Annotated in this window: 22 protein-coding genes and 2 pseudogenes; 10 read left to right on the top strand and 14 right to left on the bottom strand. The window is 71.2% G+C overall.

What is annotated here, in order from left to right:
- Positions 1 to 4: 4 nt before the first annotated feature.
- Positions 5 to 1,525 (top strand): arabinosylfuranosidase ArfA, encoded by a 1,521-nt coding sequence (gene arfA / locus AC4OXY_RS18675; RefSeq protein WP_491994245.1) that lies wholly within the window; start codon positions 5 to 7, stop codon positions 1,523 to 1,525.
- Here the strand turns inward: arfA and AC4OXY_RS18670 are convergent.
- The gene (locus AC4OXY_RS18670) at positions 1,512 to 4,478 is read right to left on the bottom strand and encodes a glycoside hydrolase family 35 protein (RefSeq protein WP_356031338.1); all 2,967 of its coding nucleotides are present in this window, start codon (positions 4,476 to 4,478) and stop codon (positions 1,512 to 1,514) included. The two genes, arfA and AC4OXY_RS18670, sit on opposite strands and share 14 nt — an antisense overlap.
- Positions 4,479 to 4,555: 77 nt before the next feature.
- On the opposite strand from AC4OXY_RS18670, the pseudogene AC4OXY_RS18665 reads away from it, so the two are divergent.
- Positions 4,556 to 4,906: pseudogene (locus tag AC4OXY_RS18665) on the top strand (RrF2 family transcriptional regulator); the annotation flags it as partial.
- A gap of 183 nt (positions 4,907 to 5,089) precedes the next feature.
- Positions 5,090 to 5,737 carry a DUF4360 domain-containing protein gene (locus AC4OXY_RS18660; protein WP_356031335.1) on the top strand — a complete coding sequence of 216 codons (648 nt, stop codon included), beginning with the start codon at positions 5,090 to 5,092 and terminating at the stop codon, positions 5,735 to 5,737.
- On the opposite strand, the gene AC4OXY_RS18655 is transcribed toward AC4OXY_RS18660, so the two are convergent.
- Both AC4OXY_RS18655 and AC4OXY_RS18650 read right to left on the bottom strand, forming a co-directional pair.
- On the bottom strand, positions 5,697 to 5,915 hold the full coding sequence (locus AC4OXY_RS18655; protein WP_376285226.1) for a DUF397 domain-containing protein: 219 nt from the start codon (positions 5,913 to 5,915) through the stop codon (positions 5,697 to 5,699). The two genes, AC4OXY_RS18660 and AC4OXY_RS18655, sit on opposite strands and share 41 nt — an antisense overlap.
- A complete protein-coding gene (locus AC4OXY_RS18650; RefSeq protein WP_491994617.1) occupies positions 5,912 to 6,748 on the bottom strand; it encodes a helix-turn-helix domain-containing protein in 837 nt (278 codons plus the stop codon). Before AC4OXY_RS18650 ends, AC4OXY_RS18655 begins: the two co-directional genes overlap by 4 nt.
- A 108-nt stretch (positions 6,749 to 6,856) precedes the next feature.
- Here AC4OXY_RS18650 and AC4OXY_RS18645 point away from each other — a divergent pair, with 108 nt between their 5' ends.
- The gene (locus AC4OXY_RS18645; protein ID WP_491994244.1) at positions 6,857 to 7,270 is read left to right on the top strand and encodes an ATP-binding protein; all 414 of its coding nucleotides are present in this window, start codon (positions 6,857 to 6,859) and stop codon (positions 7,268 to 7,270) included.
- Positions 7,271 to 7,291: 21 nt separating this feature from the next.
- Positions 7,292 to 7,406, top strand: a pseudogene (locus tag AC4OXY_RS18640) (arabinan endo-1,5-alpha-L-arabinosidase); the annotation flags it as partial.
- Between the two features lie 22 nt (positions 7,407 to 7,428).
- Here AC4OXY_RS18640 and AC4OXY_RS18635 read toward each other — a convergent pair.
- The 9 genes from AC4OXY_RS18635 to AC4OXY_RS18595 all read right to left on the bottom strand — a co-directional run bounded on the left by AC4OXY_RS18635 (position 7,429) and on the right by AC4OXY_RS18595 (position 18,154).
- Positions 7,429 to 7,692 carry a hypothetical protein gene (locus AC4OXY_RS18635; RefSeq protein ID WP_362821547.1) on the bottom strand — a complete coding sequence of 88 codons (264 nt, stop codon included), beginning with the start codon at positions 7,690 to 7,692 and terminating at the stop codon, positions 7,429 to 7,431.
- 119 nt (positions 7,693 to 7,811) lie between these two features.
- Positions 7,812 to 9,536: a pyridoxal phosphate-dependent aminotransferase gene (locus AC4OXY_RS18630; RefSeq protein ID WP_491994243.1), complete on the bottom strand. Its 1,725-nt coding sequence runs from the start codon at positions 9,534 to 9,536 to the stop codon at positions 7,812 to 7,814.
- 101 nt (positions 9,537 to 9,637) lie between these two features.
- The gene (locus AC4OXY_RS18625) at positions 9,638 to 10,798 is read right to left on the bottom strand and encodes an aldose epimerase family protein (RefSeq protein ID WP_356031321.1); all 1,161 of its coding nucleotides are present in this window, start codon (positions 10,796 to 10,798) and stop codon (positions 9,638 to 9,640) included.
- A 39-nt stretch (positions 10,799 to 10,837) separates the two neighbouring features.
- The gene (gene mmsB / locus AC4OXY_RS18620) at positions 10,838 to 12,082 is read right to left on the bottom strand and encodes a multiple monosaccharide ABC transporter permease (RefSeq protein ID WP_491994242.1); all 1,245 of its coding nucleotides are present in this window, start codon (positions 12,080 to 12,082) and stop codon (positions 10,838 to 10,840) included.
- On the bottom strand, positions 12,079 to 13,665 hold the full coding sequence (mmsA, locus tag AC4OXY_RS18615) for a multiple monosaccharide ABC transporter ATP-binding protein (protein WP_356031315.1): 1,587 nt from the start codon (positions 13,663 to 13,665) through the stop codon (positions 12,079 to 12,081). Before mmsA ends, mmsB begins: the two co-directional genes overlap by 4 nt.
- Before the next feature lie 55 nt (positions 13,666 to 13,720).
- Positions 13,721 to 14,830: a multiple monosaccharide ABC transporter substrate-binding protein gene (chvE, locus tag AC4OXY_RS18610; RefSeq protein WP_356031312.1), complete on the bottom strand. Its 1,110-nt coding sequence runs from the start codon at positions 14,828 to 14,830 to the stop codon at positions 13,721 to 13,723.
- A gap of 47 nt (positions 14,831 to 14,877) precedes the next feature.
- The gene (locus tag AC4OXY_RS18605) at positions 14,878 to 15,846 is read right to left on the bottom strand and encodes a hypothetical protein (protein ID WP_376285213.1); all 969 of its coding nucleotides are present in this window, start codon (positions 15,844 to 15,846) and stop codon (positions 14,878 to 14,880) included.
- 146 nt (positions 15,847 to 15,992) lie between these two features.
- On the bottom strand, positions 15,993 to 16,997 hold the full coding sequence (locus AC4OXY_RS18600) for a zinc-dependent alcohol dehydrogenase (protein ID WP_356031307.1): 1,005 nt from the start codon (positions 16,995 to 16,997) through the stop codon (positions 15,993 to 15,995).
- Positions 16,994 to 18,154, bottom strand: a complete 1,161-nt coding sequence (locus AC4OXY_RS18595; protein ID WP_356031305.1) for a mandelate racemase/muconate lactonizing enzyme family protein — start codon at positions 18,152 to 18,154, stop codon at positions 16,994 to 16,996. The genes AC4OXY_RS18600 and AC4OXY_RS18595 overlap by 4 nt, the downstream gene beginning before the upstream one ends.
- 201 nt (positions 18,155 to 18,355) lie before the next feature.
- Between AC4OXY_RS18595 and AC4OXY_RS18590 the strand changes: the two genes are divergently transcribed.
- Positions 18,356 to 19,606, top strand: coding sequence for an SCO2400 family protein (locus AC4OXY_RS18590; RefSeq protein WP_491994241.1), 1,251 nt, complete (start codon positions 18,356 to 18,358; stop codon positions 19,604 to 19,606).
- 185 nt (positions 19,607 to 19,791) lie between these two features.
- Positions 19,792 to 20,943, top strand: coding sequence for a serine hydrolase domain-containing protein (locus AC4OXY_RS18585; protein WP_362821554.1), 1,152 nt, complete (start codon positions 19,792 to 19,794; stop codon positions 20,941 to 20,943).
- A 61-nt stretch (positions 20,944 to 21,004) separates the two neighbouring features.
- Here the strand turns inward: AC4OXY_RS18585 and AC4OXY_RS18580 are convergent, their stop codons facing one another.
- On the bottom strand, positions 21,005 to 21,424 hold the full coding sequence (locus AC4OXY_RS18580) for an organic hydroperoxide resistance protein (protein ID WP_356031297.1): 420 nt from the start codon (positions 21,422 to 21,424) through the stop codon (positions 21,005 to 21,007).
- A 108-nt stretch (positions 21,425 to 21,532) separates the two neighbouring features.
- On the bottom strand, positions 21,533 to 22,567 hold the full coding sequence (locus tag AC4OXY_RS18575; protein WP_356031294.1) for an NADP-dependent oxidoreductase: 1,035 nt from the start codon (positions 22,565 to 22,567) through the stop codon (positions 21,533 to 21,535).
- 119 nt (positions 22,568 to 22,686) lie between these two features.
- Between AC4OXY_RS18575 and AC4OXY_RS18570 the strand changes: the two genes are divergently transcribed.
- The 3 genes from AC4OXY_RS18570 (at position 22,687) to AC4OXY_RS18560 (ending at position 26,943) form a co-directional block, all read left to right on the top strand.
- On the top strand, positions 22,687 to 23,145 hold the full coding sequence (locus AC4OXY_RS18570) for a MarR family winged helix-turn-helix transcriptional regulator (protein ID WP_356031291.1): 459 nt from the start codon (positions 22,687 to 22,689) through the stop codon (positions 23,143 to 23,145).
- Positions 23,146 to 23,181: 36 nt separating this feature from the next.
- Positions 23,182 to 24,009: an EI24 domain-containing protein gene (locus AC4OXY_RS18565; RefSeq protein ID WP_491994240.1), complete on the top strand. Its 828-nt coding sequence runs from the start codon at positions 23,182 to 23,184 to the stop codon at positions 24,007 to 24,009.
- Between the two features lie 477 nt (positions 24,010 to 24,486).
- The gene (locus AC4OXY_RS18560) at positions 24,487 to 26,943 is read left to right on the top strand and encodes a beta-glucosidase H (protein WP_491994239.1); all 2,457 of its coding nucleotides are present in this window, start codon (positions 24,487 to 24,489) and stop codon (positions 26,941 to 26,943) included.
- The last annotated feature ends 19 nt before the right edge of the window (positions 26,944 to 26,962 follow it).

Genomic DNA, 26,962 nt, shown 5'->3' with positions numbered 1-26,962 from the left:
CCCCATGAGCAAGAGCACCGCCCGTTTCACCCTCGACCCCGCGTTCACAGTCGGCCCGGTCAACCCCCGTCTCTTCGGCTCCTTCGTGGAACACCTGGGCCGCTGCGTCTACACCGGCGTCTTCGAGCCGGACCACCCCTCGGCGGACGAGGCCGGACTGCGCACCGACGTGCTGGAGCTGGTCCGCGAACTCGGAGTGACGGCGATCCGCTACCCCGGCGGCAACTTCGTCTCCGGCTACAAGTGGGAGGACTCCGTCGGCCCCGCCGAGGACCGTCCCCGCCGCCTCGACCTCGCCTGGCACTCCACCGAGACCAACCGCTTCGGTCTGTCGGAGTACATCGCGTTCCTCAGGAAGGTCGGCCCGCAGGCCGAGCCCATGATGGCCGTGAACCTCGGGACGAGGGGCGTCGCCGAGGCCCTGGAACTCCAGGAGTACGCCAACCACCCCGCCGGCACCGCCCTGTCCGACCTGCGCGCGGCCCACGGCGACAAGGAGCCCTTCGGTATCCGGCTGTGGTGCCTCGGCAACGAGATGGACGGGCCCTGGCAGACCGGGCACAAGACGGCGCACGAATACGGCCGGCTCGCCGCCGAGACCGCCCGCGCCATGCGCCAGGCCGACCCCTCCGTCGAGCTGGTCGCCTGCGGCTCCTCCAGCCAGTCCATGCCGACCTTCGCCGAGTGGGAGGCGACCGTCCTGGCGGAGACCTACGACCTGGTCGACCACATCTCGCTGCACGCCTACTACGAGCCCACGGACGGCGACATCGACTCCTTCCTGGCCTCGGCCGTCGACATGGAGTCCTTCATCGAGAACGTGGTGGCCACGGCGGACCACGTCGGCGCCCGGCTCAAGTCCAAGAAGAAGATCAACCTCTCCTTCGACGAGTGGAACGTCTGGTACCTCTCCCGCTGGGAGGAGCACGCGCGGACGATCGCCCCGTCCGACTGGCCCGAGGCCCCCCGCCTGCTGGAGGACAACTACAGCGTCACCGACGCCGTCGTCTTCGGCTCGCTCCTCATCGCGCTGCTCCGGCACGCCGACCGCGTCACCGTCGCCTGCCTCGCCCAACTGGTCAACGTGATCGCGCCGATCATGACCGAGCCGGGCGGCCCGGCCTGGCGGCAGACGACGTTCTTCCCCTTCGCGCAGGCCTCGAAGCACGGCCGGGGCGAGGTGCTGGACGTCCGCGTGGACTCGCCGACGTACGAGACGAAGAAGTACGGCGAGACGGACCTGCTGCACGCCACGGCGGTCCGCGCGGCCGACGGCACGGTCACCGTCTTCGCCGTGAACCGCGGCCGCACGGCCACCCTTCCCCTCGAAGTCGCGCTCAGCGGACTGGAGTTGACGACCGTCACCGAGCACAGCGCCCTCGCGGACGCCGACCCCGACGCCCGCAACACCCTCGACGACCCCGAGCGGGTCACCCCGCACCCGGTCGAGGGCACCGCCGTCACGGACGGCACCCTCACCGCCGTACTCGAACCCCTGTCCTGGAACGTGATCAGACTGGCGTGACAGGCAGTCCGCCTGTTGCGCTGCCGAGCAGGCTCAGGCGTACGGACCCGGGGCCCGACAGCGTGGTGAACTCCGAGAGGACCGCCAGCGCGAGGGTGTTGGCGCCCCGGGTGCGCAGGATGCCGTTCGGCAGCACGAAGGTGTGCTGGGGGCCGACGTTGTTGATGTACTGCCCCAGGTTCCAGCCGTTGAGGAAGATCTGCGCCCGGTAGGCCCGGTACGGGTCGTCCTGAAGGGTCAGGCCGACCGACGCGTCGACGTCGGCCGGCACCGAGAGCCGGAAGTCCGTCCGGTACCAGGTCACGCCCTGGTACCGGGCGTCGCGCGGGAAGGTCACCGGCTCCCAGTCGTGGTCCTCCCGGAAGTCCGGCAGATGCCAGCCGCCGCGCTCGCCGTACAGGCCGCCGTTGTTCATCGGCCCGCGCACCGGGTCCGGGGCCGCCTCGCCCTGGATCCGCCAGCTCACCTGCGGAGCGGCCCCCTTGAAGGCGGCCGCCGTCAGCCCGCGGGCGGCCTTGTGCGTGTCCCGCGCACCGCCGTCCATGTCGTGCTGCATGCGCCGGACGAGTACCGACAGCACGTGCCGCCCCGGGGAGCGCAGTGCCTCGCGCACCGGGAAGGCCGCCGTCGCCTCCCAACTTCCCTTCCGTGCCGTGGTGTTCTTGTCGGGCACGGGCATCCGGTGCGTGCCCAGCGGTTCGCCGTCCAGCCAGGCCATCAGCAGCCCCTGGGTGCCGCTGCTGTAGGCGAGGGACAGCTCCTCCAGGCCCGAAGAGTCGGTGAAGGTGCCCCGGTACCAGACGTCCCCGTAGTGGAAGCCGTAGTCGTCCGCGAACAGCACCGGCCCGCCGTCGGGGACGGGCGTGGTGGAGAAGGACGTCGTACGGTCGGCGCGCTGCCAGCCCGAGTCGTCGAAGCCCGGCCCCGCCTCCGGGTTCTCCCGCCGCATCCGCCAGCCGCCCAGCTCCGGCAGCCGCACCTCGGGCACGGCGGGCAGCATGGCGCTGGTCATCAGGCTGCCGGACAGGGTCACCCGGGTGGGCAGGGTGCGCCCGTTCCACACCACGGTGTCGACCCCGCGCGGCGCCCAGACCTCCATGGCCGTCGTCTCGGTGATGTCACCGGTCAGGTGGACGGCCCTGCCGCGCACCTCGGCGTGGCGCAGCAGCGCCGGACCGTAGACCAGCACGGTCCCGGACGGGGTGTCGTACGGGAAGAGGCGCACGGAGGTGGCGTCGTCGCCGAAGAGGAGCACCAGCGGGGTGTCGCTGCCGCCCTTCTGCACCAGGACGCGGGTCAGCCCGCCCTGGCCGAGCGGCGAGGTCACCCGCAGCTCGGTGTCGTCGTCGAAGACCCAGGCGGCCTCCGGGTCCAGCCGCATGACGGACGGCTCCTCCGGGCACGTCAGCACCAGATCGGCCATGTCGTTCGTGCGCCCCGTGAACAGGGCGATGTCCTGCCGCCCGGCCGTCACGCAGAAGACCGGCTGGGCGGTCGCGTACTTGAGCGTCCGCTCGCCGAGCTTCAGCCCGGTCGTCAGCAGCCGGGCGTCCTTGCCGGGCACGGTGATGCGCAGCGAGCCCGCGTCGGTGGGCAGAGAGGAGGTGACCGGGGCCGTGCCGTCGTTGCGGGCGACGTAGACATGGGCGCCGGTGTCCGGGTTGGTCAGGTGGTAGACCTTCAGCCCCGCGGCCCTGACCTCGGCCGCCCGGTCGAGCTTGGCGAAGTCCGGCACGCTCCGGAAGAGGTGGCCGAGCTGGTGCATCGGCGCGATCTTGGCCGTGACGCCCCGGGCCTCGTCGATCGCCGCGCCGTAGTCGTACGACGTGTAGACGACGGGCGCGGGCAGCCAGCCCCACGAGGTCCCGCCGAAGGTCATGTACACGTTGTGGAGCGTGAGCCCGTTGGCGAGGTTGGTGAGGTAGAACCGGCGCTCGTAGGCCGCGTCCCGGGTGCGCCGCGACTCGGCGTACCCCTTGCCGTCGAACCAGGCCCCGCCCCACGGGTCGAACCAGCCGCCGCCGAACTCGGGCACGAACCCGGGCGTGGTCGGCGAGGCACTGGCCCCGCCCTTCGCGCCGCCCGACCCGAAGGTCCCCCAGTCCGGCGGGGTGCTCGACGGCGACGGGTACCCGTCGAAGCCGTACAGCCAGCCGCCCTTCTCGCCGCCGGTGTCGATAGACCCGGGCACCCAGTACCCGTTGCGGCCCTTGTCGTTGTGGAACAGCGGTACGTCGATGCCGTCGGCCCGCACCTTCTTGTACAGGTGGGACATGTAGCGCCGGCCGGTGGCGTCCCCGGCGTGGGCGTCGTACTCGTTCTCGATCTGGTACAGCAGGACCGTGCCCGTGCCCTGGGTGTACAGGTGCTTGCGGGCGATCCTGTTGACCTGCGTCAGCCACTCGTCCGCGAACGCGAGATAGGCCGGGTCGTCGGTCCGCGCGGTGCCCTTCGTCGCCGTCAGCCAGCCCGGGAACCCGCCCCCGTCGACCTCGGCGTTGATGTACGGGCCCGGCCGCAGGATGACGTACAGCCCGGTCTCGGCGGCCGTGCGCAGGAAGAGGTCGAGGTCGCGGACGCCGGTGAAGTCGTAGTGCCCGGGGGCGGGGGAGTGGTAGTTCCAGGCGACGTAGATGCTGACGGCGTTGTACCCGTGCGCCCGCATCTTCTGGAGGATGTCCCGCCACAGCGACGGACTCGGCAGCCGGAAGGGGTGGAACTCCCCGGACCACACCACCAGCCGGCTGCCGTCCACGAGCAGCGAGTACCGGTCGTAGCCGATCGTGTGCTGTTCGTGGTCGACGGCCGGCGGCAGCGGCGCCGGGCCGGTGGGCACGCTGCCGCCGCGCGCCGCGAAGGCCGAGAGCGCGCCGGAGCCGCCGCTGCCGCCGAGGGCGAGCCCGAGCGCGGCCGAGCCGGCCAGGGCACTGAAGGTACGTCTGCTGAGCGCCAAGGTGGATCCTCCCGGGCGGCGATCTTACGGGGCGCGGGCGCGGCCGTTCGCCACGCGCGAGGCCGCACAACGGATCCATGAGGATCTCGGCGCGGGCGGACTACGCCGTACGGGCGGTACTGGAACTGGCCGTACGGCAGGCTAACGGCCCCGTGAAGGCAGAGGAAATCGCCGCCGCCCAGGACATCCCGCACACGTTCCCGGAGGGCATCCTGGGCGATCTGCGCCGGGCCGGGATCGTGGAGAGCAGGCGCGGCGGAGGCGGCGGCTACCGGCTCGCGAAGGACGCCGCCGCGATCACGGTGGCCGACGTCGTCCGGGGCGTGGACGGCCCGATCGTCTCGGTGCGCGGTGAACGCCCGCCGGGCCTGACCTGCACGGGCACGGCCCGGCCGCTGCTGCCCCTGTGGATCGCCCTGCGGGCGAACCCGTAGGGGCGGTGAAAATCCCGGATGTGAATGGCCGGAGTTCGCTCTCCCGGGGCGGGACGTGGCTACCTACGATGCTCACGCCTCCCGCCCTTCACAGGTCCCGCACAGTTCCTTCAGGCCGGACGAGCGACAGGGGCGGGTCGGAGGTACACCCCCCACTCGACGACATGGGAGAGAACCATGGCTCGTGGACTCCTCCTGAGCGGCGCCGTAGCCGCTCTGCTCACCGCCGCACTGCCCACCCGGGCATCCGCCTCGGGTGTCTTCGACAACCCGCCCCCGGACAAGATCGTCATCGACGTGGCGACCGTCAACGGCTCCGGCTGCCCCGCGGGTACGGCGGCGGTCGCCGTCTCGCCGGACAACACCGCCTTCACGGTGACCTACAGCGCCTACCTGGCCCAGGCCGGCGGCAACTCCGACCCCACGGCCTTCCGCAGGAACTGCCAGCTCGACCTGATCGTCCACGTCCCGCAGGGCTTCACCTACGCCATCGCCAGCGCGGACTACCGGGGCTTCCTCTCCCTCCAGCCCGGCGCGACGGCGACCCAGAAGGCCTCGTACTACTTCCAGGGCTCCTCTCAGACCGTGCCCAAGACCCACCCCTTCAACGGCGCCTTCAACGACAACTGGGAGGCCACCGACAGCACCGACGTGGCCCAACTGGTCTGGGCGCCCTGCGGGGTGGAGCGCAACTTCAACATCAACACCGAGCTCAGAGTCAACGCCGGCACTCAGAGTCCGGACAAGGTCAGCTTCATGACCATGGACTCGACGGACGGCAACATCAGCACCGTGTACCACATGGCGTGGAAGCAGTGCCCGTAGCGGCGTAGCCGACGAAGTCGCTCCAGGCGGCGGGGGAGAGGCCCAGCACCGGGCCCTCCTTCGCCTTGGAGTCGCGGATGTGGACGGTGGCGGGGCGGACGGCGACCTCTATGCAGTCACCGGATGCGCTGCTGCTGTAGCTGCTCTTGAACCACGTCAGTTCGGAGTTGCCGCTCATAAGTCCCCTCGCATCCGTTGCAGCAGACTCGCGGAGTCTCTGATGGTGAGAGCCTGCGAACGCATCCTGGCATACCGTGACTGGAGCACGCTGACCACTCTCGACTGAGTGATCAACTGGCCGCTCTCCTGCCCTTCGACATAAGCGAACCACTTGTTCTCGGGGGTTTCCAGGAGTTGGAGAGGGCCTTGCAGTCCGGCGTGCGACCCCTGGGACAGAGGCATCACCTGGATCTCGACGTTCCTCAGCTCGCTGAGCACCAGGATGTGGTCGATGAGCTTACGGGTGACATCCACGCCGCCGGTACGCCGCAGGAACAGGTGTTCTTCGAGGATGAAGCTGGATGTGGTGCTGAGGCGTTCGTGCAGCAAGCGCTGTCGCTCTGTCCGAGCGGACCACATCTCCTCGATCTCCGGGTCCGTCAGCGGGGGCAACTGATCCGCCGCCAGGGCCCGTACGTACGCCTCCGTCTGCAAGAGCCCTGGGATCATCCGGCACTCGTATGTGCAGAGATTGATCGCCAGCTTCTCCATCCGCGCCCACCGCCGGAACCAGGAGGCCAACCCCGGTTCCCGCGCAAGGTGTTCAGCCGCCTTCCGCAGTGCTCCGGTGTTCCCCAGTGTCTGCTCCGCCGCTTCCACGAAGTCCGGGTCCGGCATTCGCCTCCCCAGCTCGATGGATGCGACCGTGTGTTTGGAGAAGCTCACGAGCTCCCCCAGATCGTCCCTGCTCAGCCCGTGATGCTCCCGGAGGGCCTGCAAGACTGCCCCGAACGTCCGCAAGCTGCCCGATGACTCCGGCTCGGCGCCGTTTCCCGTACCCATGTCGCACATGGTCACGTTCAGCTACGAGTACTGTCCAGTCCGTAACCGCGTACGCTCCGCGCAGCGTACGCGGGTCGGCGCTGGTGAACTCGGCCTCCCGCCCGCCACATTGGGCCCATGAACGTCACCCATCGCCTGAGCTCGACGCCGCGCGGTGCCCGTCTGGCCAGGCATCTCACTCTCTCTCAGCTCGCCCTGTGGGGTATCCCGTGCGGCACGCGGGCAGCGGATGCCGTGGGCGTGATCGTCGCCGAGCTGGCCGCCAACGCCGTGACGCACGGGCGCGTACCGGGGCGGGACTTCGAGTTGAGGCTGGCGTTGGTGACGGGGAGTGTCCGCGTCGAGGTGAGTGACGCGAGGGGCGAGCGGCGCCCCCCGGGGCCGAAAGGTGAGCCCGGGCTGTTCGCCGAGGCGGGGCGTGGGCTGCTGTTGGTGGACGCGTTCGCCGACCGGTGGGAGGTGGTCGACCGGGAGCCGCTGGGCAAGACCGTGCGCGCCGAGGTCGATCTGCATGCGTGCGAGAACTGTTGACTCGCAAACCATTCGATTCCCTCGATCGCCGAGCGGCCCACCGGCAGCAAGGCGATCGAGGCGCCGTACATCGTCAAGCGGGGCGGCTACTGCCACCTCCGTCACCGGGCCGTACTACGACAAGAGCGGTGTCGCAACGGGTCCGGGCCGCCGGCCGGTCAGCAGAGCAGGTTGATCAGGCCGACGCAGTCCGGCCCTTCCCAGCCCTCGTCGTGGTCGCCGTGCTCGTGCTCGTGCTCGCGGCCGTGCTCGTGCTCGTGGTCGCGGTCGTGGTCGGCGGGACGGGACTGGACGGTGGCGACCCTCGCGGCCACGGCGGACGAGGGCGTGGCCGCGGTGGTCGCGAGTGCGACGCCCAGGGCGCCGACGGCGAATACTCGGGCGATGATCCTGTGTTGGCGAAACGCCGGTATGTGGTTCATGTGACTCACCCTGGCTGCCTTCGGAGGAAGTTTCACCTCGTGTGGGCCATTCGTGTGAGTCACCCGTGACCCGGGGATCCCGATCCCTCAACCGCCCTTCGGGGAAGGGGACTTCGGGCTCAGCCCGCCTGGTCCATGCCTGCCGCGTTCGGCCAGCTCTGGGCGTTCGGCCAGCCCGTCGCCGGGGCCGGTGTCAGCCCGTTCGGGACGGCCGGTGCGGGCACCGCCGGGGTGGCCGGCGCCGTCATGCCCCGCACCTGCGCCGCCGTCAGCCCGCCGCGCGCCGGAACACCGGGCGGGGTGGGGGCGAAGGCGGCGGGTGCGGGTGCGGGTGGCGGTACCGGCTGCGGCATCGGCACCGGCTGGGGAACCGGCGGCGGGGCCACCGGCTGCTGCAGGGGCACCATCGGCGGCTGGGCCGGGACCAGGGGCTGCTGCGCCGGGGCGGGCTGCGCCACCGCCGGTACCGGAACCGGCGCCGGCTGGGGCGCCGCCGGCAGGGGCTGGGCTGCCGCCGGCATCGGCATCCCGGCGCCGGGTGGTGGCACGGCGGCGGGGAGCGGCATGCCGGTGCCGGCGGCCGGAGCGGGAGCGGCGGTCATGGCCTGGGCCTGCGCGGCCAGGCCGGGTACGCCGCCTCCGTTGGTCTCACTCATCAGCCGGTCGACGGCCGCCGTACCCGAGCTGTAGCTGGTCCCTGCGCCCAGCTCGGGTACGGCGGCTCCCCTCCTGGTCCCGTAGAGCACCTGTTCCAGGCCGGACACCAGGCGACGCACGTCGACCTGGGGGCGCACCACGAGTCTCAGGAAGCGGCTGGAGGATCCGATCTTGTTGCCGCACTCACGGACCAGGATCCGGTGCTCGGCGAGCATCCGGTCCCGGACCACCGTGCCCACGGCGCCCAGGGGCAGCCGGACGAACAGGAAGTTGCCCTGGGAGGGGAAGACGGTCAGGCCGGGGAGCGCGGAGAGGTGGCTGGCCATCTCCAGGCGGTCCCGGCGGACCTGGGCCAGGCTCTGCGCGTACTCGGGGCCGTGGTCGCGCAGCATGAACACCAGGTGCTCGGCGAGGGAGTTGAGGTTCCACTTCGGGAGCATCGAGCGGACCCTGCCCGCGAGCGCGGGGTTCGCCACCAGGTAGCCGAAGCGGATGCCGTGCAGACCGAAGTTCTTGCCGAGGCTGCGCAGGACGATCACGTTGTGGCGGAGCACGGCCTCCTGGACGACGCTCGGCTCGGCCTCGGCGTCCGCGAAATCCAGGAAGGACTCGTCGACCACGATCAGGTCCAGGTCGGCCATGGCGTCCAGGAACTGCACCAGGGACTGCTTGCGCGTGTAGCCGCCGTCGGGGTTGTTCGGGTTGCAGATCACGGCGACGCGCGTGCCCCGGACGCGGATGAACTCCGCGTACTGCGCGAGGTCCAGGGCGAAGCCGGACGCCTCCTGGAGCGGGAACATGTCGACCCGCTTGCCGGTCTCCATCGGCTGGTCGGTCCAGCGGCCGAAGGTGGGGACCGGGACCGCCAGGGACTCACGGACCAGGAGGTGGTCGATCCAGGTGATCAGTTCCGTGGAGCCGTTGCCCATCGCCACGCACTGCGGCGGCAGTTGGAGCAGTGCGCACAGTTCCCCCGTGATGGTGTCGGCGCCGCTCGGGTAGTACGTCACGATCTCGTGCAACCGGGCCGACAGCTCGTCGAACATGGCCGGGGTCGGGAAGTACGGGTTGCACGGCACGCAGAAGTCCACCGGTCCCGTCCCGTCGCCGCCCTCCCGTGTCAGCGCCGCCATCGACGGGCTGTGCGCGGCGGTGCCGCGGAACAGCGAGGTGACGTTGCCGGCCAAGAGGACCTCCGTTCAAGGTGGCCCGTGCGGGGGAGCACGGGCCACCCTTGAGTACGGAAGGGACGGCAGTGGCGTTCAACTCACCGGTCGTGTGAGCCGGTTCACGCGGAGAACGTGTGGATGGTCGTCGTCCGGTAGGTATGGCCGGGGCGCAGCACCGTGGACGGGAACGTCGGCTCGTTCGGGGAGTCCGGGAAGTGCTGGGTCTCCAGGGCCAGCCCGTCGCCCTGCCGGTAGGTGTGTCCGGAGGGGCCGACCAGGGTGCCGTCGAGGAAGTTGCCCGAGTAGAACTGCACGCCGGGCTGGTCGGTGAAGATCTTCAGCGTGCGGCCGGACTCCGGGTCGCGCAGGGTCACCACGTGCTCGGGCCGGGCGGTGACGCCCTTGTCGAGCACGAAGTTGTGGTCGTAGCCCTTGGCGGTGACCAGCTGCGGGTGGCCGGTGCGGATGTCCCGGCCGATCGGCTTGGGGTGGGTGAAGTCGAAGGGGGTGCCCTTGACCCGCGCCAGCTCGCCGGTGGGTATCAGGCCCGAGTCGGTCGGGGTGAACCGGCCGGCCGCGAGCCAGAGTTCGTGGTCGTAGATGCTGCCGCTGCCCTCGCCCGCGAGGTTGTAGTACGTGTGGTTGGTGAGGTTCACGACCGTCGGCCTGTCGGTGGTGGCCTCGTAGTCGATGCGCCAGTCGCCGTGCCGGGTGAGGGTGAAGGTGACCTTCGTCCGCAGCGTGCCGGGGTAGCCCATCTCGCCGTCGGCGCTCGTGTAGTACAGGTGCAGGCCGACGTCGTGGCCGGCGGTGAAGGGCTCGATGTCCCACACCTTGGTGTTGAAGCCCTTGGCGCCGCCGTGCAGGCTGTTCACGCCGTCGTTGACGGACAGCTGGTACTTCTTGCCGTCGAGCGTGAACTGCCCCTTGGCGATGCGGTTTCCGTAACGGCCGATGGTGGCGCCGAAGAAGGTGGTGCCCTTCACGTAGGCGTCGAGGTTGTCGTAGCCGAGCGAGACGTTCGCGTACCGGCCGTGGCGGTCCGGGATCTCCAGGGACTGGATGATGCCGCCGTAGGAGAGGACCTTCAGCCGCGTGCCGCCGTTCTCCAGCGACCAGCGGTACACCTTCGTGCCGTCGGCGAGCGTGCCGAAGTACTCCTTCACCGGTTTCCCGCCCTCCGGACGGCTGGCGGCCCGGGCCGCGCCCGTGCCGAGGGTGGTGGCGGCCAGGCCTGTGGCCGCGGCTCCCGCGATGACCGTGCGTCTGTTCAGTTCCATGGGTACGGCTCCCTTGTCTGGACCCTCATGTATGGACCCTCACGAACCGGACTTGCGCTTGTTCCACACGTCGAACCCGACCGCCGCCAGCAGGGCCAGGCCCTTGATGACCTGCTGCCAGTCGGTGCCGACGCTGAGGAGGTTCATGCCGTTGTTCAGCACACCGAGGACGAGACCACCGATGATGGCGCCGAGGACGGTGCCGACACCACCGCTCATGGAGGCGCCGCCGATGAACGAGGAGGCGATGGCCTCCAGTTCGAAGCCGTCGCCCGCCTTCGGCGAGGCCGCGTTCAGACGGGCGGCGACCACCAGACCCGCCAGGGCCGCGAGCACGCCCATGTTCAGGAACACCTGGAAGGTGATGCGCTTGTCCTTCACGCCGGACAGCTTGGCCGCCGGCAGGTTGCCGCCGATGGCGTAGATGTGGCGGCCGAAGACCGAGTTGCGCATGACGTAGCCGTAGCCGCCGACCAGGGCGCCGAGGATGATCAGCACGATCGGGGCGCCGTCGTAGCTGGCGAGGAGCATCGTGAGGGCGAGGATCGCGGCGACCAGCGCGACGAGCTTGAGCAGGAACAGCTTCACCGGTACGACGTCGAGGGAGAACTCCTGCTGGCGGCGCCGGTCGCGCACCTCCTGCCACACCACGGCGGCGATCAACACGATGCCGAGGAGCAGGGTGAGGTTGTGGTAGTTGGTGTTCGGGCCGACCTCGGGCAGGAAGCCGTTGCCGATCTTCTGCAGCCCGTTCGGGAACGGGCCGAGGGTCTGGCCCTTCAGGAGGATCTCCGTCAGACCGCGGAAGAGCAGCATCCCGGCGAGCGTGACGATGAACGACGGTATGCCGAAATACGCGATCAGGAAGCCCTGTACGGAGCCCGCCACCGCGCCCACCAGCAGGCACAGCACCAGGGCGATCGGCCAGGCGACATGGTGCTGCACCGTCAGCACGGCCGCGAACGCGCCCACGAACGCCGTGATCGAGCCGACCGACAGGTCGATGTGCCCGGCGATGATCACCAGCATCATGCCGATCGCGAGGATCAGGATGTAGCTGTTCTGCAGCACCAGGTTGGAGACGTTGCGCGGCAGCAGCAGGTCGCCGCCGGTCCAGATCTGGAAGAGGACGACGATCAGGCCGAGCGCGATCAGCATGCCGTACTGGCGCATGTTGCGGCGCAGGCCGCCCAGCACCAGCTGCAACAGACCCTCGCCGCCGGCCGATCCGCCCTTGCCCGGCGGTGCGGCCGCCGGGGTCTTGTCGGTGACGTCCGTGCTCATCGCGTTACCTCTTCGTCCTTTGCGTTGTCCGTCGCGTCTGTCGGGGCCTGGTCCTTCGTCATCCGGCGCATCAGCACTTCCTGGGTGGCCTCGGCCCGCGGCACCTCACCGGTCAGCCGCCCGGCGGACATCGTGTAGATGCGGTCGCACATGCCGAGCAGCTCCGGCAGTTCGGAGGAGATGAAGACGACCGCCTTGCCCTGGGCGGCCAGCTGGTCGATGACCGTGTAGATCTCGTACTTGGCGCCCACGTCGATGCCGCGCGTGGGCTCGTCCAGGATCAGCACATCGGGTTCGGCGAAGATCCACTTGCTGAGGACGACCTTCTGCTGGTTGCCGCCGGACAGCTTGCCCACCGGCTCGAAGACCGTCGGCGCCTTGATGTTCATGGACTTCCGGAAGCCCTCGGAGACCTGCCGCTCCGCCTGCTCGTCCACCACGCCCCGCCGGGCGACCTTCTTCAGCGCGGTCAGCGAGATGTTGCGGTTGATGGTGTCGATCAGGTTGAGGCCGTAGTGCTTGCGGTCCTCGGTGACGTACGCGATGCCGTGGTCCACCGCCTCGGCGACGGACTTCGTACGGATCTCGACGCCGTCCTTGAGGACCGTGCCGCCCCCGTACCGGCCGTAGGTGCGGCCGAAGACGCTCATGGCGAGCTCGGTGCGGCCTGCGCCCATCAGGCCCGCGATGCCGACGATCTCGCCCCGGCGGACGCTGAGCGACACGTCGTCCACGACCTTGCGCTGCTGGTCGATGGGGTGGTGGACGGTCCAGTTGCGGATCTCCAGCGCCGGGGCCGCGCCCTCCTGCGCCTCGTGCGGGGTGCGCTCGGGGAAGCGGTGGTCGAGGTCGCGGCCCACCATGCCGCTGATGATCCGGTCCTCGGTCGTGCCCGCGTCCTTGACGTCCAGGGTCTCGATCGACCGGCCGTCCCGGATGATCGTCACCGAGTCGGCGACCTTGCGGATCTCGTTGAGCTTGTGCGAGATGATGATCGAGGTGATGCCCTGGTTCTTCAACTCCATGATGAGATCGAGGAGTTTGCCGCTGTCCTCGTCGTTCAGCGCCGCGGTGGGCTCGTCCAGGATGAGCAGCTTCACCTTCTTCGACAGGGCCTTGGCGATCTCCACGAGCTGCTGCTTGCCCACGCCGATGTCGGTGACGCGGGTCTCGGGGTGGTCGTCGAGACCCACCCGGCGCAGCAGCTCGGTGGCGTGCCGCAGGGTCTCCCGCCAGTCGATGAACCCGCCCCTGGCGTGTTCGTTGCCGAGGAAGATGTTCTCCGCCAGCGAGAGGTACGGCGACAGCGCCAGCTCCTGGTGGATGATCACGATGCCGCGTTGCTCGCTCGCCCGGATGTCACCGAAGGCGCAGAGCTCCCCCTCGAAGAGGATCTCGCCCTCGTAACTGCCGTGCGGATGGACGCCGGAGAGGACCTTCATGAGGGTCGACTTGCCGGCGCCGTTCTCCCCGCAGATGGCGTGGACCTCGCCCTGGCGGACGGTCAGCGTGACGTCCGACAGGGCTTTGACGCCGGGAAAGGTCTTGACGATCGAGCGCATTTCCAGGACGGGTCCCGCCATGGTCGTGCCTTCCAATCAGTGTGGGGTCAGTTCGGCCCAGGGCAGTCGGGCGGGATCACTTGAGCTGGGACTCGGTGTAGTAGCCGCCCTTGACCAGGACGTCCTCGTAGTTGGTCTTGTCCACGCTCACCGGCTGGAGCAGGTAGGAGGGGACGACCTTGGCACCGTTGGTGTAGGTCGTGGTGTCGTTGACGTTCGGCTTCTTGCCGTGCAGGACGTCGTCGACCATGGTCACCGCGACCGCGGTCTCCTGGCGGCTGTCCTTGAAGACGGTCTGGGTCTGCTGGCCCGCGATGATCGACTTCACCGAGGCCAGCTCGGCGTCCTGGCCGGTGATGACGGGCAGCGGGTTGGACGAGGAGCCGTAACCGTCGGACTTCAGCGCGGAGATGATGCCGATGGAGATGCCGTCGTAGGGCGAGAGCACCGCGTCGACCTTGCCGCTCTTGTAGGCGGAGGTGAGGATGTCCTCCATGCGCTTCTGCGCGGTGGTGCCGTCCCAGCGCAGGGTGGTGACCTGGTTGAGCTTGGTCTGCCCGGACTTGACCACCAGCTCCTTCTTGTCGATGTAGGGCTGGAGCACCTTCATCGCGCCGTTGAAGAAGTACTGGGTGTTGTTGTCGTCGTTGGAGCCGGCGAACAGCTCGATGTTGAACGGGCCCTTCTTGCCGGCGTCCAGACCGAGCTTGTGGACGATGTAGGTGCCCTGGAGGGTGCCGACCTTCTCGTTGTCGAACGAGGCGTAGTAGTCGACGTTCTTGGTGCCGAGGATGAGCCGGTCGTAGGCGATGACCGGGATGTTGGCCTGGGCGGCCTCCTGGAGCACGTTGTTCAGGGACTTGTTGTCGATGGCCGCGATGATCAGGCCCTTGACGCCCTGCGTGATCATGTTCTCGATCTGCGAGACCTGGGTGCTCGGGTCGTCCTCGCCGTAGACCAGCTTGGTCTTGTAGCCCTTGGCCTGGAGGTTCTTGACCATGTCGTTGCCGTCGTTGATCCACCGCTCGGAGGACTTCGTCGGCATCGCGATGCCGATCGTGGCGCCCTTGACGTCGCCCGTCTTCTCCTTGCTGCCGCCCGAGCCGCTCTGCCCGCAGGCGGTCAGCGTGAGGGCGAGCGCGGCGGCTCCGGCTGTCGCGGCGAGTGCCGTTCTGCGGTTGCGCATGATGATCTGTCCTTGGTCGTCTCGGCGTTGAGCTCTTGAACGGGTGATCAGGCGTTGGCGGGGAATCGGTTGAGCGGGCCCGGCAGTCGGGAGCCGAGCGGCGCCATGTCGCCGTCCGCGCCGTGCCGGGCGAGCAGGTCCAGGGCGAGCCGGCCGCGCCGCACCCGCTCCCGGGCGGTGTCCAGGGTCACGTCCCGCAGGTGGGTGCCCCACGGGTAGATGCCGGGAGCCTTGGACAGGCCGAACTTCAGATACAGCGGTGCGCCGCGCCGGATCAGCTCGGCGACCTCGTACATCCGCACATAGCCGCCGAGGTCGTCGGGGGCCTCGATGTACATGTCCATGGGGGCAGCGGAGACCCGGCGGATCTCGGTGAGGTGATCCAGCGTCAGATCGCTGGGCACGTTGAGGGAGTCGGCGCCGAGCCGCTCGTAGACGGCGTACGACGCCGGGTTCACGGGGCCGATGAGCGCCGAGACCTTCAGCGTGGTGTCGGCCGGGATGATGCCGGCCTCGCGGGCCCGGTGCAGGGTCCACAGCACGCCCTCGTCGGCGACGAGCAGGCACTTGACGCCCAACTCCGTTGCCCGGACCGCGTCTTCGAGGCAGCCGGCCACGGCGTCGTGGCCCCGGGCGCGCAGTCCGGCCCCCCGCGAGTCGGAGCGCACCGAGCCGCCGATGTCCCACGTGCCGCGCGGGCCGGTGAACAGGCAGAGTTCGATGTCGCGTGCGGCGGTCGCCTCGACCATCTCGGTGATCTCGGCGTCGGTGAGCATCCACACGCCGCTGCCCTGGCTGATCCGGTGGATCGGCACATCGAGACGGGAGGCCTCCTTGAGCACGACCGCCAGCGCCTCGGGCCCCTCGCACGAGGGGATCTCGGTGCGCCAGCGGCCGCCGCCCGGGAAGCTGTGGGCGGAGGCGTCGGCGGGGTCGAGGGCGGGCGCGCCGAGGCCGAGAGCGGCGAGCACCTGCTCGCCGGGCCTGCGGGCTGCCGGGGCGGAAGCGTCGGTCACAAGCTGTCCTTCGTGTTCGAGGAGTTCTCGGTGTTCGAGATATCGGACAAGGTTCGCGGCTCTGGGTGCGAAAAAAGCCCGGTTTCCGGCCTTTCCGGTACGCCGGCCGGGGCGCCGTCAGGTCACGCCCCGGCCGGCGTACGTCTCTAGGGGCGGAGCAGCACCTTGCCCACCGCGGGATCGCCTGCCCCGACGAGATCGATGGCCCGGGAGAACTCGGCCAGCGGCAACTGGTGCGTGACCAGCGGCAGCGGGTCGAGCAGTCCGGCGCCGAAGACCCGCACGGTGTGCGCCCAGGCGTCCGGCGGCGCCCCGAAGACGGTGTGCACCTCCAGCTGCCGTACGACGAGATCGGTCGGGTCCAGCCCGTCCGCGCCCGCCGCCGGGATCCCGGTCAGCACCAGGCGCCCGCCGCGCCGCAGCAGGGAGGCGGCGGTGCGCGCGGCGGACGCGGACCCGGCGGTCTCGATCACGACGTCGAAGTCGTCGGGGAGCGGCTGGTCCCTGGTGCGGAAGCCGGTGGCCCCGAACTGCCGCGACAGCTCCTGGCGGTCGTTCCTCGTCCCGACCACCAGCAGCTCGCCCGGCGAGATCGCCCGCAGGAACTGCACGGCGAACATCCCGAGCGTCCCGGTGCCGACCACCGCGACCCGCTCGCCCGGCCGGGCGCCCGCCTTCAGCGCGGCCGCCGCGATACAGGCGGCCGGCTCCAGCAGGGCGGCCGCCGTGAGGTCGGCGTCGTCCGGCAGGGCGTGCAGCAGCCGGGCCGGCAGGGTGAGCGTGGCGGCCATGGCGCCCGGCTGGGTGAAGCCGGTCTCCTCGTAGCCGTCGGTGCACAGCGTGGTCTCGCCCGCGTGGCAGCGGTCGCACACCTGGCAGTTGCGAAAGCCCTCGCCGACGACCTTGCGGCCGGTGAGGGAGGCCGGGACACCCGGGCCGACCTTCGCGACCGTGCCGGACCACTCGTGGCCCGGCGTCAGGGGGTAACGGACGTACCCCTCGGGCCGGTTGCCCTGGTACACCTCGCGGTCGCTGCCGCAGATGCCGACCGCGTGCACGGCGACCAGCGCCTCGCCGGGGCCGGGCTCGCGGGGCGTGTGCGGGGCGAGCCGGTGGCTGCCCGGGGCCTCGATGACGACAGCGCCGCTCACTTCCGGCCGCCCTTCGGCCTGCGCTGCTCCCAGCCCTCGGCCCACAGGTCGAACCGGGCCTGCTGCTGCGGGAACTCGGCGGCCGCGTCCACGTCCAGCTCGACCCCGAGGCCGGGCGCGTCGGAGAGGTGGAAGTAGCCGTCCACGACCTGCGGCGCGCCCTTGACCACCTTCTTGATCTCCGCGTCCGCGAAGTCGTTGAAATGCTCAAGGATCTTGAAGTTCGGCGCGGTGAAGCCGACCTGGAGCGAGGCGGCGGTGAGCACCGGCCCGCCGACGTTGTGCGGAGCGACCAGCATGTAGTGCGTCTCGGCGGTGGCCGCGAGCTTGCGGGTCTCCCAGATGCCGCCGATGTGGCCGACGTCCGGCTGGATGATGTCCACGGCCTGGCTCTCGAACAGCTCGCGGAACTCGATGCGGTCGTGGATCCGCTCACCGGTGGCGACCGGGACGTCCACCTTGGCGGCCACCTTCTCCAGCGCCTTGAGGTTCTCCGGCGGCACCGGCTCCTCCAGCCAGGCCGGCTTGAAGGGGGCCAGCTCCTTGGCCAGCCGGACGGCGGTGGCGGGGGAGAAGCGGCCGTGCATCTCCAGCATCAGCTCGGCGTCCGGGCCGATCGCGTCCCGCACGGCCTCGATGAGCGAGACGGCGTACAGGCTCTGCTCGTGGTCCAGCTCGAAGTGCCCGGTGCCGAACGGGTCGATCTTCAGCGCCTTGTACCCGCGCTCCATCACCCCCTGCGCGGCCTTGTGGTACGCCTCGGGCGTTCGCTCGGTCGTGTACCACCCGTTGGCGTACGCCTTGACGCGGTCGGTCACCTTTCCGCCGAGCAACTGCCAGACGGGGACGCCGAGCGCCTTGCCCTTGATGTCCCAGCACGCCATCTCGATCACGGCGATGCCGGACATGACGATCTCGCCCGCGCGGCCGAAGTCGCCGTACTTCATCCGGCGCACGAGATCCTCGACAGCGAAGGGATCCGAGCCGAGGATGTGATTGGCCTCGGCCTCCCGCAGATAGCCGATCAGCGCGTCGGTGTGACCGAGCATCCGGGTCTCGCCGACTCCCGTGATCCCCTCGTCGGTGTGCACCTGGACGTAGGTCAGGTTGCGCCACGGCGTGCCGACCACGTGTGTGCTGATTCCGGTGATGCGCACGGCAGTTGCCCTTCAGCTGTTCGAGATTTCGTCACACGTTCGAAATGCTGGCGTGACAGTAAGGACGCGACGGCGGGAGTGTCAATGGGTCGAACAGGTAACGGTTTCGGCAAGGCTTTCGAGAATTCTTTGGCTGATCCACGAAACCTTCACAGGCAGCCCTAGGAACGTGACCGACGGGGAATCTAGTCTTCCGGCGTCATGGACTACTGCATCCCGTGCCAACGGCACCTCAACGGCGCCCTGGCCTGCCCCGGGTGCGGAGCACCGGCGCATGCCGCACCCGCGGAAGCGACGGCCACCTATGCGTACGCGCGCGCGGGGGAGACATCGGGACACGGCGGTGGTCACGTTCCGGCCGGAAGCGGCTACGCGCCGGGTGCATACGGCGCCCCGGGCGCGGAGTACGGCGCACGGATCCCGGCGCAGGGGCACGGCGCGCCGCAGGAGTACGTGCAGGGCGGGCCGCGGGAGTACGCGGCCGGCGACGCCCGGGAGTTCGGGGCCGCCGGGGCGGAGCGGGCGTCCGGGGCGGGTTCGGAGTCGGCGGCGGGGTCGGGGCCGCGCGGTGCGGGTGCGCCGCAGGGGTACGTGCCGGGCGGGGCACAGGGGTACGCGTTCGGCGATGCCCGGGAGCATCCGGCCGCCGGGGCGGAGCGGGCGTCCGGGGCGGGTTCGGAGTCGGCGGCGGGGTCCGGGGCGCGCGGTGCGGGCGGGCCGCAGGAGTACGCGGCCGGCGACGCCCGGGAGTTCGGGGCCGCCGGGGCGGAGCGGACGGCCGGGCCGGATCCGGAGTCGGCACCGGAGCCCGAGCCGCACGGTGCGGGGGCGCCGGAGCCCGACGCCGAGGAGGACTCCGCGTCCGGGCCCGCCGGATCCCCGGCCGGCGGCCGGGCCGCCCGGCGCAGGGGGCGGGGCGCCGCGACCGTGGGCCCCACCGGTGCCGACGCCAGCCGGCGCGACCGCAAGGCCGCCGTCCACCGCCGCCGGCGTCGCCGTACGGTCCTGATCGCCGCGGGGTTCGTCATCGCGGCCGGCGGACTCAGCATCGCAGAACTGGGCACGGACGCGCCCTTCGCGCCGTTCTCCGGCGGCAGCCCGGCCGCGTCCGGGAACACCGCGGCGAACGGCGGTGCCGACTCCGCGACGCCGGGCGCCTCGGCGAGCGACACCTCCGGCGCCGCCCCGGGCGCGGGCGCCGCCGCTCCGCACGCCTCGGCCGACGCGTCCGCGAGCAAGCACCCCAAGGGCAGGGCCTCGACGTCGCCGAAGCCGAAGGACACCGGCAGCACGGAACCGGCCGGGGCGACGGGTCCCGGTCCGACCCCCACGGCCCCGGAGCCCACGGCCCGCCCCACCGCCACCCCGACCAGCGTCCCGACGACGTCCAGGCCGACCCCCAGGCCGTCGCCGAGCAGCACCTGCAAGCAGTTCCTGTGGTGGTGCACCTGACCCCTGGCCCGCGTCCGCGCACCACCCCGCCCTCCGCCATCCGGGGCATCGCAGACACTCACCGGCCCCCGCGGCGGTTGAGTCGAACAGGCACATCCCGCCGTAACGGTCTGGGGAACGTCCCGAACGGGAACGGGCGTTGTGCGAGGGGGAGCGGCGAGAGCGGCTCAGGGTGAGGAGAGCGGATGAGTCAGGAGATCACCGTCCACGGCACGGTCGCCGAGGGCTTCGAGGCGGTGCGCGAGGAGTTCGCCGCGTTCGTCGCCGGGGAACGGCGCGACTACGAGGGCCAGTTGTGCGCGTACGTGCACGGCAGGCGGGTCGTCGACCTGTGGGCGGGCGGCGAGGCGGACTCCCTGTACGGCGTGTACTCGTCCACCAAGGGTGCCGCACACCTGGTGGCGGCGCTCCTGGTGCAGGACGGCACGCTGGAGCTGGACCGCAAAGTGACCTACTACTGGCCGGAGTTCGCCGCCGAGGGCAAGGCCTCGGTGACCCTGCGGGAGCTGCTGGCGCACCGGGCGGGCCTGGTCGGGATCGACGCCGGGTTCTCGGCCGAGGAGATGGCGGACGACCGGGCGATGGCCGAACGGCTCGCCGACCAGAAGCCGTTCTGGCGCCCGGGCACGGCCTTCGGCTACCACGCGCTGGTGATCGGTGCGCTCACCGGCGAGGTGGTGCGCCGGGCCACGGGGCGCACGCTCCAGGAGGTGTACGAGGAGCGGGTGCGCGCCCCCTACGGCGCGGACTTCCACCTGGGCCTGCCCGAGTCCGAGGAACCCCGCTACCGCACCGCGCAGCCGATGCTCCCGACGCCGGAGCAGCAGGCGCTCATGGCGGCCCGGCCGACCGGGCCGCACACCCTGGCCGCCATCGCGTTCAACCGGCATGTGCCGCAGCCGGGGACGCTGGAGGACTACGTCAACTCCCGTCTCGTACGGGCCAAGGGGCCGGCGTCGGCGGGCGGGGTCGCCTCCGCGCGCGGGCTCGCGACGATGTACGCGGCGGCGATCAGCGAGCCGGCGGACCGCCCGCCGCTGCTGAAGCCGGACACGGTCGCCGAGGTGGGCCAGATCCACTCCGTCGGGTACGACCTGGTGGCCCGCGCCCACAAGGCGTACGGCCTCGGTTTCCAGGCGACGGCCGACATGTGGCACCCGGTCCTGGGTGCGGGCACCTTCGGCCACAGCGGCGCGGGCGGCTCCCAGGCCTTCGCCGACCCCCGCAGCGGCCTGGCGTACGGCTACACGCGGCGCAGGACGGTCTTCCCGGGCGGTGCGGCCCCGGAGAACGAGGGCTTCGTGAGAGCGGTGCACGGCGCGGCACTGGCCCGCTGAGAGAAACGGCAGCCGCACCCCACGTCCAGGGATGCGGCTGCCCTCGTGAGAACGACGGTGGTCAGGCCAGCGTCACGGTGACGTCGCCCCGGGTCGCCTTCGAGTACGGGCACACCTGGTGCGCCTTCTCGACCAGGCCCCGGGCCGCCTCGGCGGACACGTTCGGGATGTTCGCGGAGATCTCCACGATGATCCCGAACCCGTCGTCGTTCTTGCCGATGCCGACCTTCGCGGTGACGGTCGAGCCGGAGACGTCGGCGCCCTCCTGCCGGGCGACCACGGCCAGCGCGCCCTGGAAGCAGGCGCTGTAACCGGCGGCGAACAGCTGCTCCGGGTTCGTCCCGGCCCCGCTGCCGCCCATCTCCTTGGGCGGGTTCACGACGACGTCGAGCTTGCCGTCGTCGGTCGCGACCCGGCCGTCGCGGCCGTTCTCGGCGGTGGCGACGGCGGTGTACAGGACGTCGTTCTGCGTGATGGGCATGCGGGTGTCCTCCTCCTCGGTCCGCCGCGACTCGCGCCCACGATCGACGGCGGATTTCGGAAAGAAGTTACCGCATGCCGAAATCGGCAGGGAAGGGCGGCCGGGGCCTCAGAGCTTGACGATCATCTTCCCGATGTTGTCGCCGCGCAGGACCCCGAGGAACGCCTCCAGGTTGTTCTCGATGCCCTCGACGACCGTCTCGCGGTACTTCAGCTCGCCCGAGGCGACCCACGGCGCGACCTTCTGGACGAACTCGGGCTGCAGGTCGTAGTGGTCGCCTACCAGGAAGCCCTCGATGCGGCCCCGGGTCTGGATCAGCCGGGCGAGGTTCCTCGGGCCGGGCGCGGGCTCGGTGTTGTTGTAGACCGAGATCATGCCGCAGACGGCGATCCGGCCGCCCTCGCGGAGCGAGCCGATCGCTGCTTCCAGGTGCTCGCCGCCGACGTTGTCGAAGTAGACGTCGATGCCGTCGGGCGCGGCCTCGCGCAGCTGCTCGGCGACCGGGCCGTTCTTGTAGTTGAACGCCGCGTCGAAGCCGTACTCCTCGACCAGCAGCTTGACCTTCTCGTCGGAGCCGGCCGAGCCGATGACCCGGGAGGCGCCGAGCAGCTTGGCGAGCTGGCCGACCTCGCTGCCCACGGCACCCGCGGCGCCGGAGACGAAGACGATGTCGCCCTCCTTGAAGGAGGCGGTGCGCAGCAGACCGGCGTAGGCGGTCAGGCCGGTCATGCCGAGCACGCCGAGGTACGCCGACAGCGGCACCTCGTGGGCCTGGTCGTCGACCTTGACGGCCGGGATGACCGCCGGGCCCACCTTGACGGCGTTCTTCGCGTCCACGGCCGCGTACTCGCGCCAGCCGAAGAAGTGCAGGATGTGGTCGCCGACCTCGATGCCCTCGGCGTTGGACTCGATCACCTCGCCGACCGCGCCGCCCTGCATGACCTTGCCCAGCTCGAACGGGGCGGCGTACGACTTCGCGGCACTCATCCGGCCGCGCATGTACGGGTCCACGGAGAGGTACTTGTTCCGCACCAGCACCTGGCCCTCGCGGGGGGTCGGGACCTCGGTCTCGACCAGGGCGAAGTCCTCGGGCTTCGGCCAGCCGACGGGACGGCTGAGCAGGTGCCACTCGCGGTTGATCATGACGGGCCTTTCTTCGTGCTGCTGACGGGGGGTGCTGATTGCTGCAAATACTTCAGTACCTGAAACAACCATGCTCCTGAATATTTCATGATGTCAAGTAACGGAGTATCCTGGAGCGCATGTCCACTCCGTCGTCCGCTCCGTCCAGTCCCTTGAGGACCCGCCGCCCCGACGCCCTGACCCTGGAGGTCGTCGAGCTGATCGGCGACGTCGTGGCCCGCTTCTACGCGGACTACGAGAAGGCGGCGGGCGAGCACACGCTGACCGGCCCGCAGGCCCGGCTGCTCAGCCTGCTCTCGCTGGAGCCGCTGCCGATGCGCAAACTCGCGCAGAAGCTGAAGTGCGAGCCGTCCAACGTGACCGGGATCGTGGACCGCCTGGAGTCCCGGGGACTGGTCGAGCGGCGCCCCGACCCCGCCGACCGCCGGGTCAAGCTGGCCGCCGCCACCGACGAGGGCCTGCGCATGGCCAAGGACCTGCGCGAGGGCCTGCGCTTCGCCCGCGAACCCCTCGCCGGCCTCTCCGACGACGAGCGCCGCTCGCTGCGCGACCTGCTGCGGCGGATGCTGGACGACTGATGCCCGGGGCGTGATCCCGCGGGTAAAGTCTCGGCCATGCGTGATCTCGGGGTGGGGTTCGGCTATCTGCTGCGGGGCCAGCGCTGGGCCGGCCGGCACGGCAGGCAGTACCGCTTCGGGCTGCTGCCCGGGCTGATCACCCTGGTCCTGTACGCGGCGGCGCTGGTCGCGCTCGCCGTGTGGGGCGAGGACGCCGTCACCTGGGCGACGCCGTTCGCGGACCACTGGTCCAGCCCCTGGCAGGGCCTGTTCCGCGGCTTCCTCACCGCCGTCCTGTTCGCCCTCGGCCTGCTGCTGGCCGTGCTCACCTTCACGGCCGTGACCCTGCTGGTCGGCCAGCCCTTCTACGACAGCCTGTCGGAGAAGGCCGACGCGGACGTCTCGCCCGACGGCACCGCCCCGCGCTCGGACCTCCCGCTCTGGCGCGAGCTGTGGATCTCGGGCCGCGACAGTCTGCGCGTGCTGGTGCGGGCCGGGCTCTGGGGCGTCCTGCTCTTCGCGCTGGGCCTCCTGCCGTTCGTCGGCCAGACCGTGGTCCCCGTGCTCGGCTTCTTCGTCACCGGCTTCTTCCTCACCGAGGAACTGGCCGCCGTGGCCCTCCAGCGCCGCGGCGTGGAACTGCGCGCCCGGCTCGCCCTGCTCCGCTCCCGCAAGACCCTGGTCTGGGGCTTCGGCACCCCGCTCGGCCTGGCCTTCCTGGTCCCGTTCGCCGCGGTGTTCCTGATGCCGGGCGCGGTGGTGGGCGCGACGCTGCTGGCCCGGGACCTGCTGGGGGAGGAGACCGAGGAACGCGGGGCGGGCGGGGCGGGCACCGAAGGCCCCACGCCCGACGGGCGCCCGCACCCACAGGGCGCCACCCCCTAGCCCACCCCCGGCCCGGAATCCGTGCGGCCGCCTCCGGCGTGGTGCGGGAGCCGCCCGCGATCCGGTCGGCGTCGGCGAGCCGGGCCATGCCGCCGGCGGGCAGCCGGCCGGCGAGGCTGCGCCGCGCGGCTCGCGCCTGTCCCGGCCTCGCCGACGCGTTGCGCCGGCGCACGCGCGGCCGGCCGCTGCGGCCCGGGGCCACTCGCCCGGGGCGCCCCGGCAGCGGCCACCCGTCGGCCGCACCCCGCCCGCCGCTCGCTCCAGCGCCTCGCCGCGGCCCAGTGGCCGCGCCGGGCCCGGTACGGGGCGCGGACCGCCGTGGAGACCACCACCGGCTCGACGAATACGGCTCCGTGCGCCGGGAGTTCGGCACGGGGACGCCGCCGACGCAGGAAGTCCCGGAACGGGTCTTGATTCCTTCGCAGGTGGCGGAGGCAGGATTGAGGCGTTCACGCACGCCGACGAGGAGGCACCGCGATGACGGGACCCCGGCCCACCCCGGCCGACTCGACCCGCGAGGCGGTCGTGGAGGCGGCGCTGCGGCGCCTCGGCCTCGACGCCAAGGCGCGGCTGCTGGCCGGGCAGGACATGTGGACCCTGCCCGCCCTCCCGGAGATCGGCCTGGCCTCGCTCGTCATGTCCGACGGGCCCGTCGGCGTGCGCGGCGTGCGCTGGAGCGCCGACGACCCCTCCGTCGCCCTGCCCTCGCCGACCGCGCTCGCCGCCACCTGGGACCCCGCACTCGCCCGCCGCGCCGGCGTGCTGCTCGCCCAGGAGGCCCGCCGCAAGGGCGTCCACGTGCTGCTCGCCCCCACCGTCAACCTCCACCGCTCCCCGCTCGGCGGCCGCCACTTCGAGGCCTACAGCGAGGACCCGTACCTGACCGGCGCGATCGGCACCGGATACGTCAGCGGCGTCCAGTCCGGCGGCGTCGGCACCACTGTCAAGCACTTCGTCGCCAACGACGCCGAGACCGACCGCTTCACCGTGGACAACCTGGTTCCCGAACGCGCCCTGCGCGAGCTGTACCTGGCCCCCTTCGAGGCGATCGTCACCGGCGCCCGCCCCTGGGGCGTCATGACCGCCTACAACACGGTCAACGGCACGACCATGACCGAGCACCACCACCTGGTCGACGAAGTCCTGCGCGGCGAATGGGGCTTCGACGGCCTCAACGTCTCCGACTGGATGGCCGCCCGGGACACCGTCGGCTGCATCGAGGGCGGCCTCGACGTCGCCATGCCGGGCCCCCGCACCGTCTACGGCGCCGCCCTCGCCCGGGCCGTCCGGGAGGGCCGGGTCGCCGAGGCCGCCGTCGACGCCGCCGTACGGCGCGTGCTGCGGCTCGCCGCCCGCGTCGGGATCCTCGACGGCGCCGAACCCGTCGTCACCGAACCGCCGGAGAGCGTCGACGGCGCCGAACTGGCCCGCGAGATCGCCCGCCGCTCCTTCGTCCTGGTACGCAACGAGCGCGGCGCCCTCCCGCTGAAGCAGAACGGCACCGTGGCCCTCATCGGTGCCGCCGCCCGCGACGCCCGCGTCCTCGGCGGGGGTTCCGCCACCGTCTTCCCGGCCCGGATCGTCTCCCCGCTCGACGGCCTCACCGCCGCACTGGCCGAGGGCACGCTCAGCTACGCGGTCGGCGCCGACCCGGCCACCGAACTCGCCGTCGCCGGACCCGGGTTCACACTCAGGGCCGTGTGCCGGGACAGCGCCGGCACCGTCATCGGCACCCGCTCGGCGCCGGGCGGGCTGATCCAGTGGATGGGGTCCGACCTCCCCGAGGGCGTCACGCACGAGAACCTCCACACCGTCGAGCTGACCGGCACCTTCACGCCCCGCGAGTCCGGCCCGCACACCTTCGGCATCAAGGGCACGGGCCCTTTCACGCTCACCGTCGACGGCACGACGTACTACGACGACGTCCAGGGCCCCGGCAAGGACGACCCCTTCGAGGCCTTCTTCGCCGCCCCCGTACCCCGCGCCCGGGCCGAACTCACCGCCGGCGAACCGGTCGAGGTCTCCCTCGCCCACGTCGTCCGGCTTCCCGACGACCTCCCGATGCGCGTCGTCGCCTTCGCCCTCGCCCACGCCGAGCCGCAGCGCGACGCCGACGAACTGATCGCCGAGGCCGCCCGGGCGGCGCGCGGCGCCGACACCGCCGTCGTCATGGTCGCCACCACCGACCGCGTCGAGTCCGAGGGCTTCGACCGCACCGACCTGCGCCTGCCCGGCCGCCAGGACGACCTGGTCCGCGCGGTCGCCGCCGCCAACCCGAACACCGTGGTGGTCGTCAACTCCGGCGCCCCGGTGGAACTGCCCTGGCGCGAGGACGTGGCCGCCGTCCTGCTGACCTGGTTCCCCGGCCAGGAGGGCGGCGCCGCCCTCGCCGACGTCCTCACCGGCGCCCACGAGCCCGGCGGCCGGCTCCCCACCACCTGGGGCTCCCTCGCCGACGCCCCGGTCACCCGGGTCGTCCCGACCGACGGCCAACTGCCGTACACCGAGGGCGTGTTCATCGGCTACCGCGCCTGGGAGCGGGCCGGCCGCACCCCGGCGTACCCCTTCGGGCACGGCCTCGGCTACACCGACTGGACCTACGAGTCCCTCGCGGTCGCCCCGCGGGCCGACGGCACCGTCACGGCCCGCGTCCGGTTGCGCAACACCGGTGAACGGCCCGGCCGCGAGGTCGTCCAGGTCTACCTCGCCCCGGCCGAGCCCGACCCCGAACGCCCGGCCCGCCGGCTCGCCGGCTTCGCCTGCGCCCCGGCCGGACCCGGGGAGAGCACAGAGGTGACGGTCGCCCTCCCGCGCCGCGCCTTCGAGGTCTGGGACGAGAAGGCGAACGCGTGGGTGTTTGTGAAGGGTTCGTACGAGATCACCGCCGGACGCTCGATCGCGGACCACCGGCTCGCCGCGCCGATTAACGTCTGATCCGGGACAAGTCCCCCAC

It is taken from the genome of Streptomyces sp. HUAS MG56 (assembly GCF_058673395.1).
Note: the sequence above shows the minus strand (reverse complement) of the source record. Positions and strands in the feature narration are given on the sequence as shown.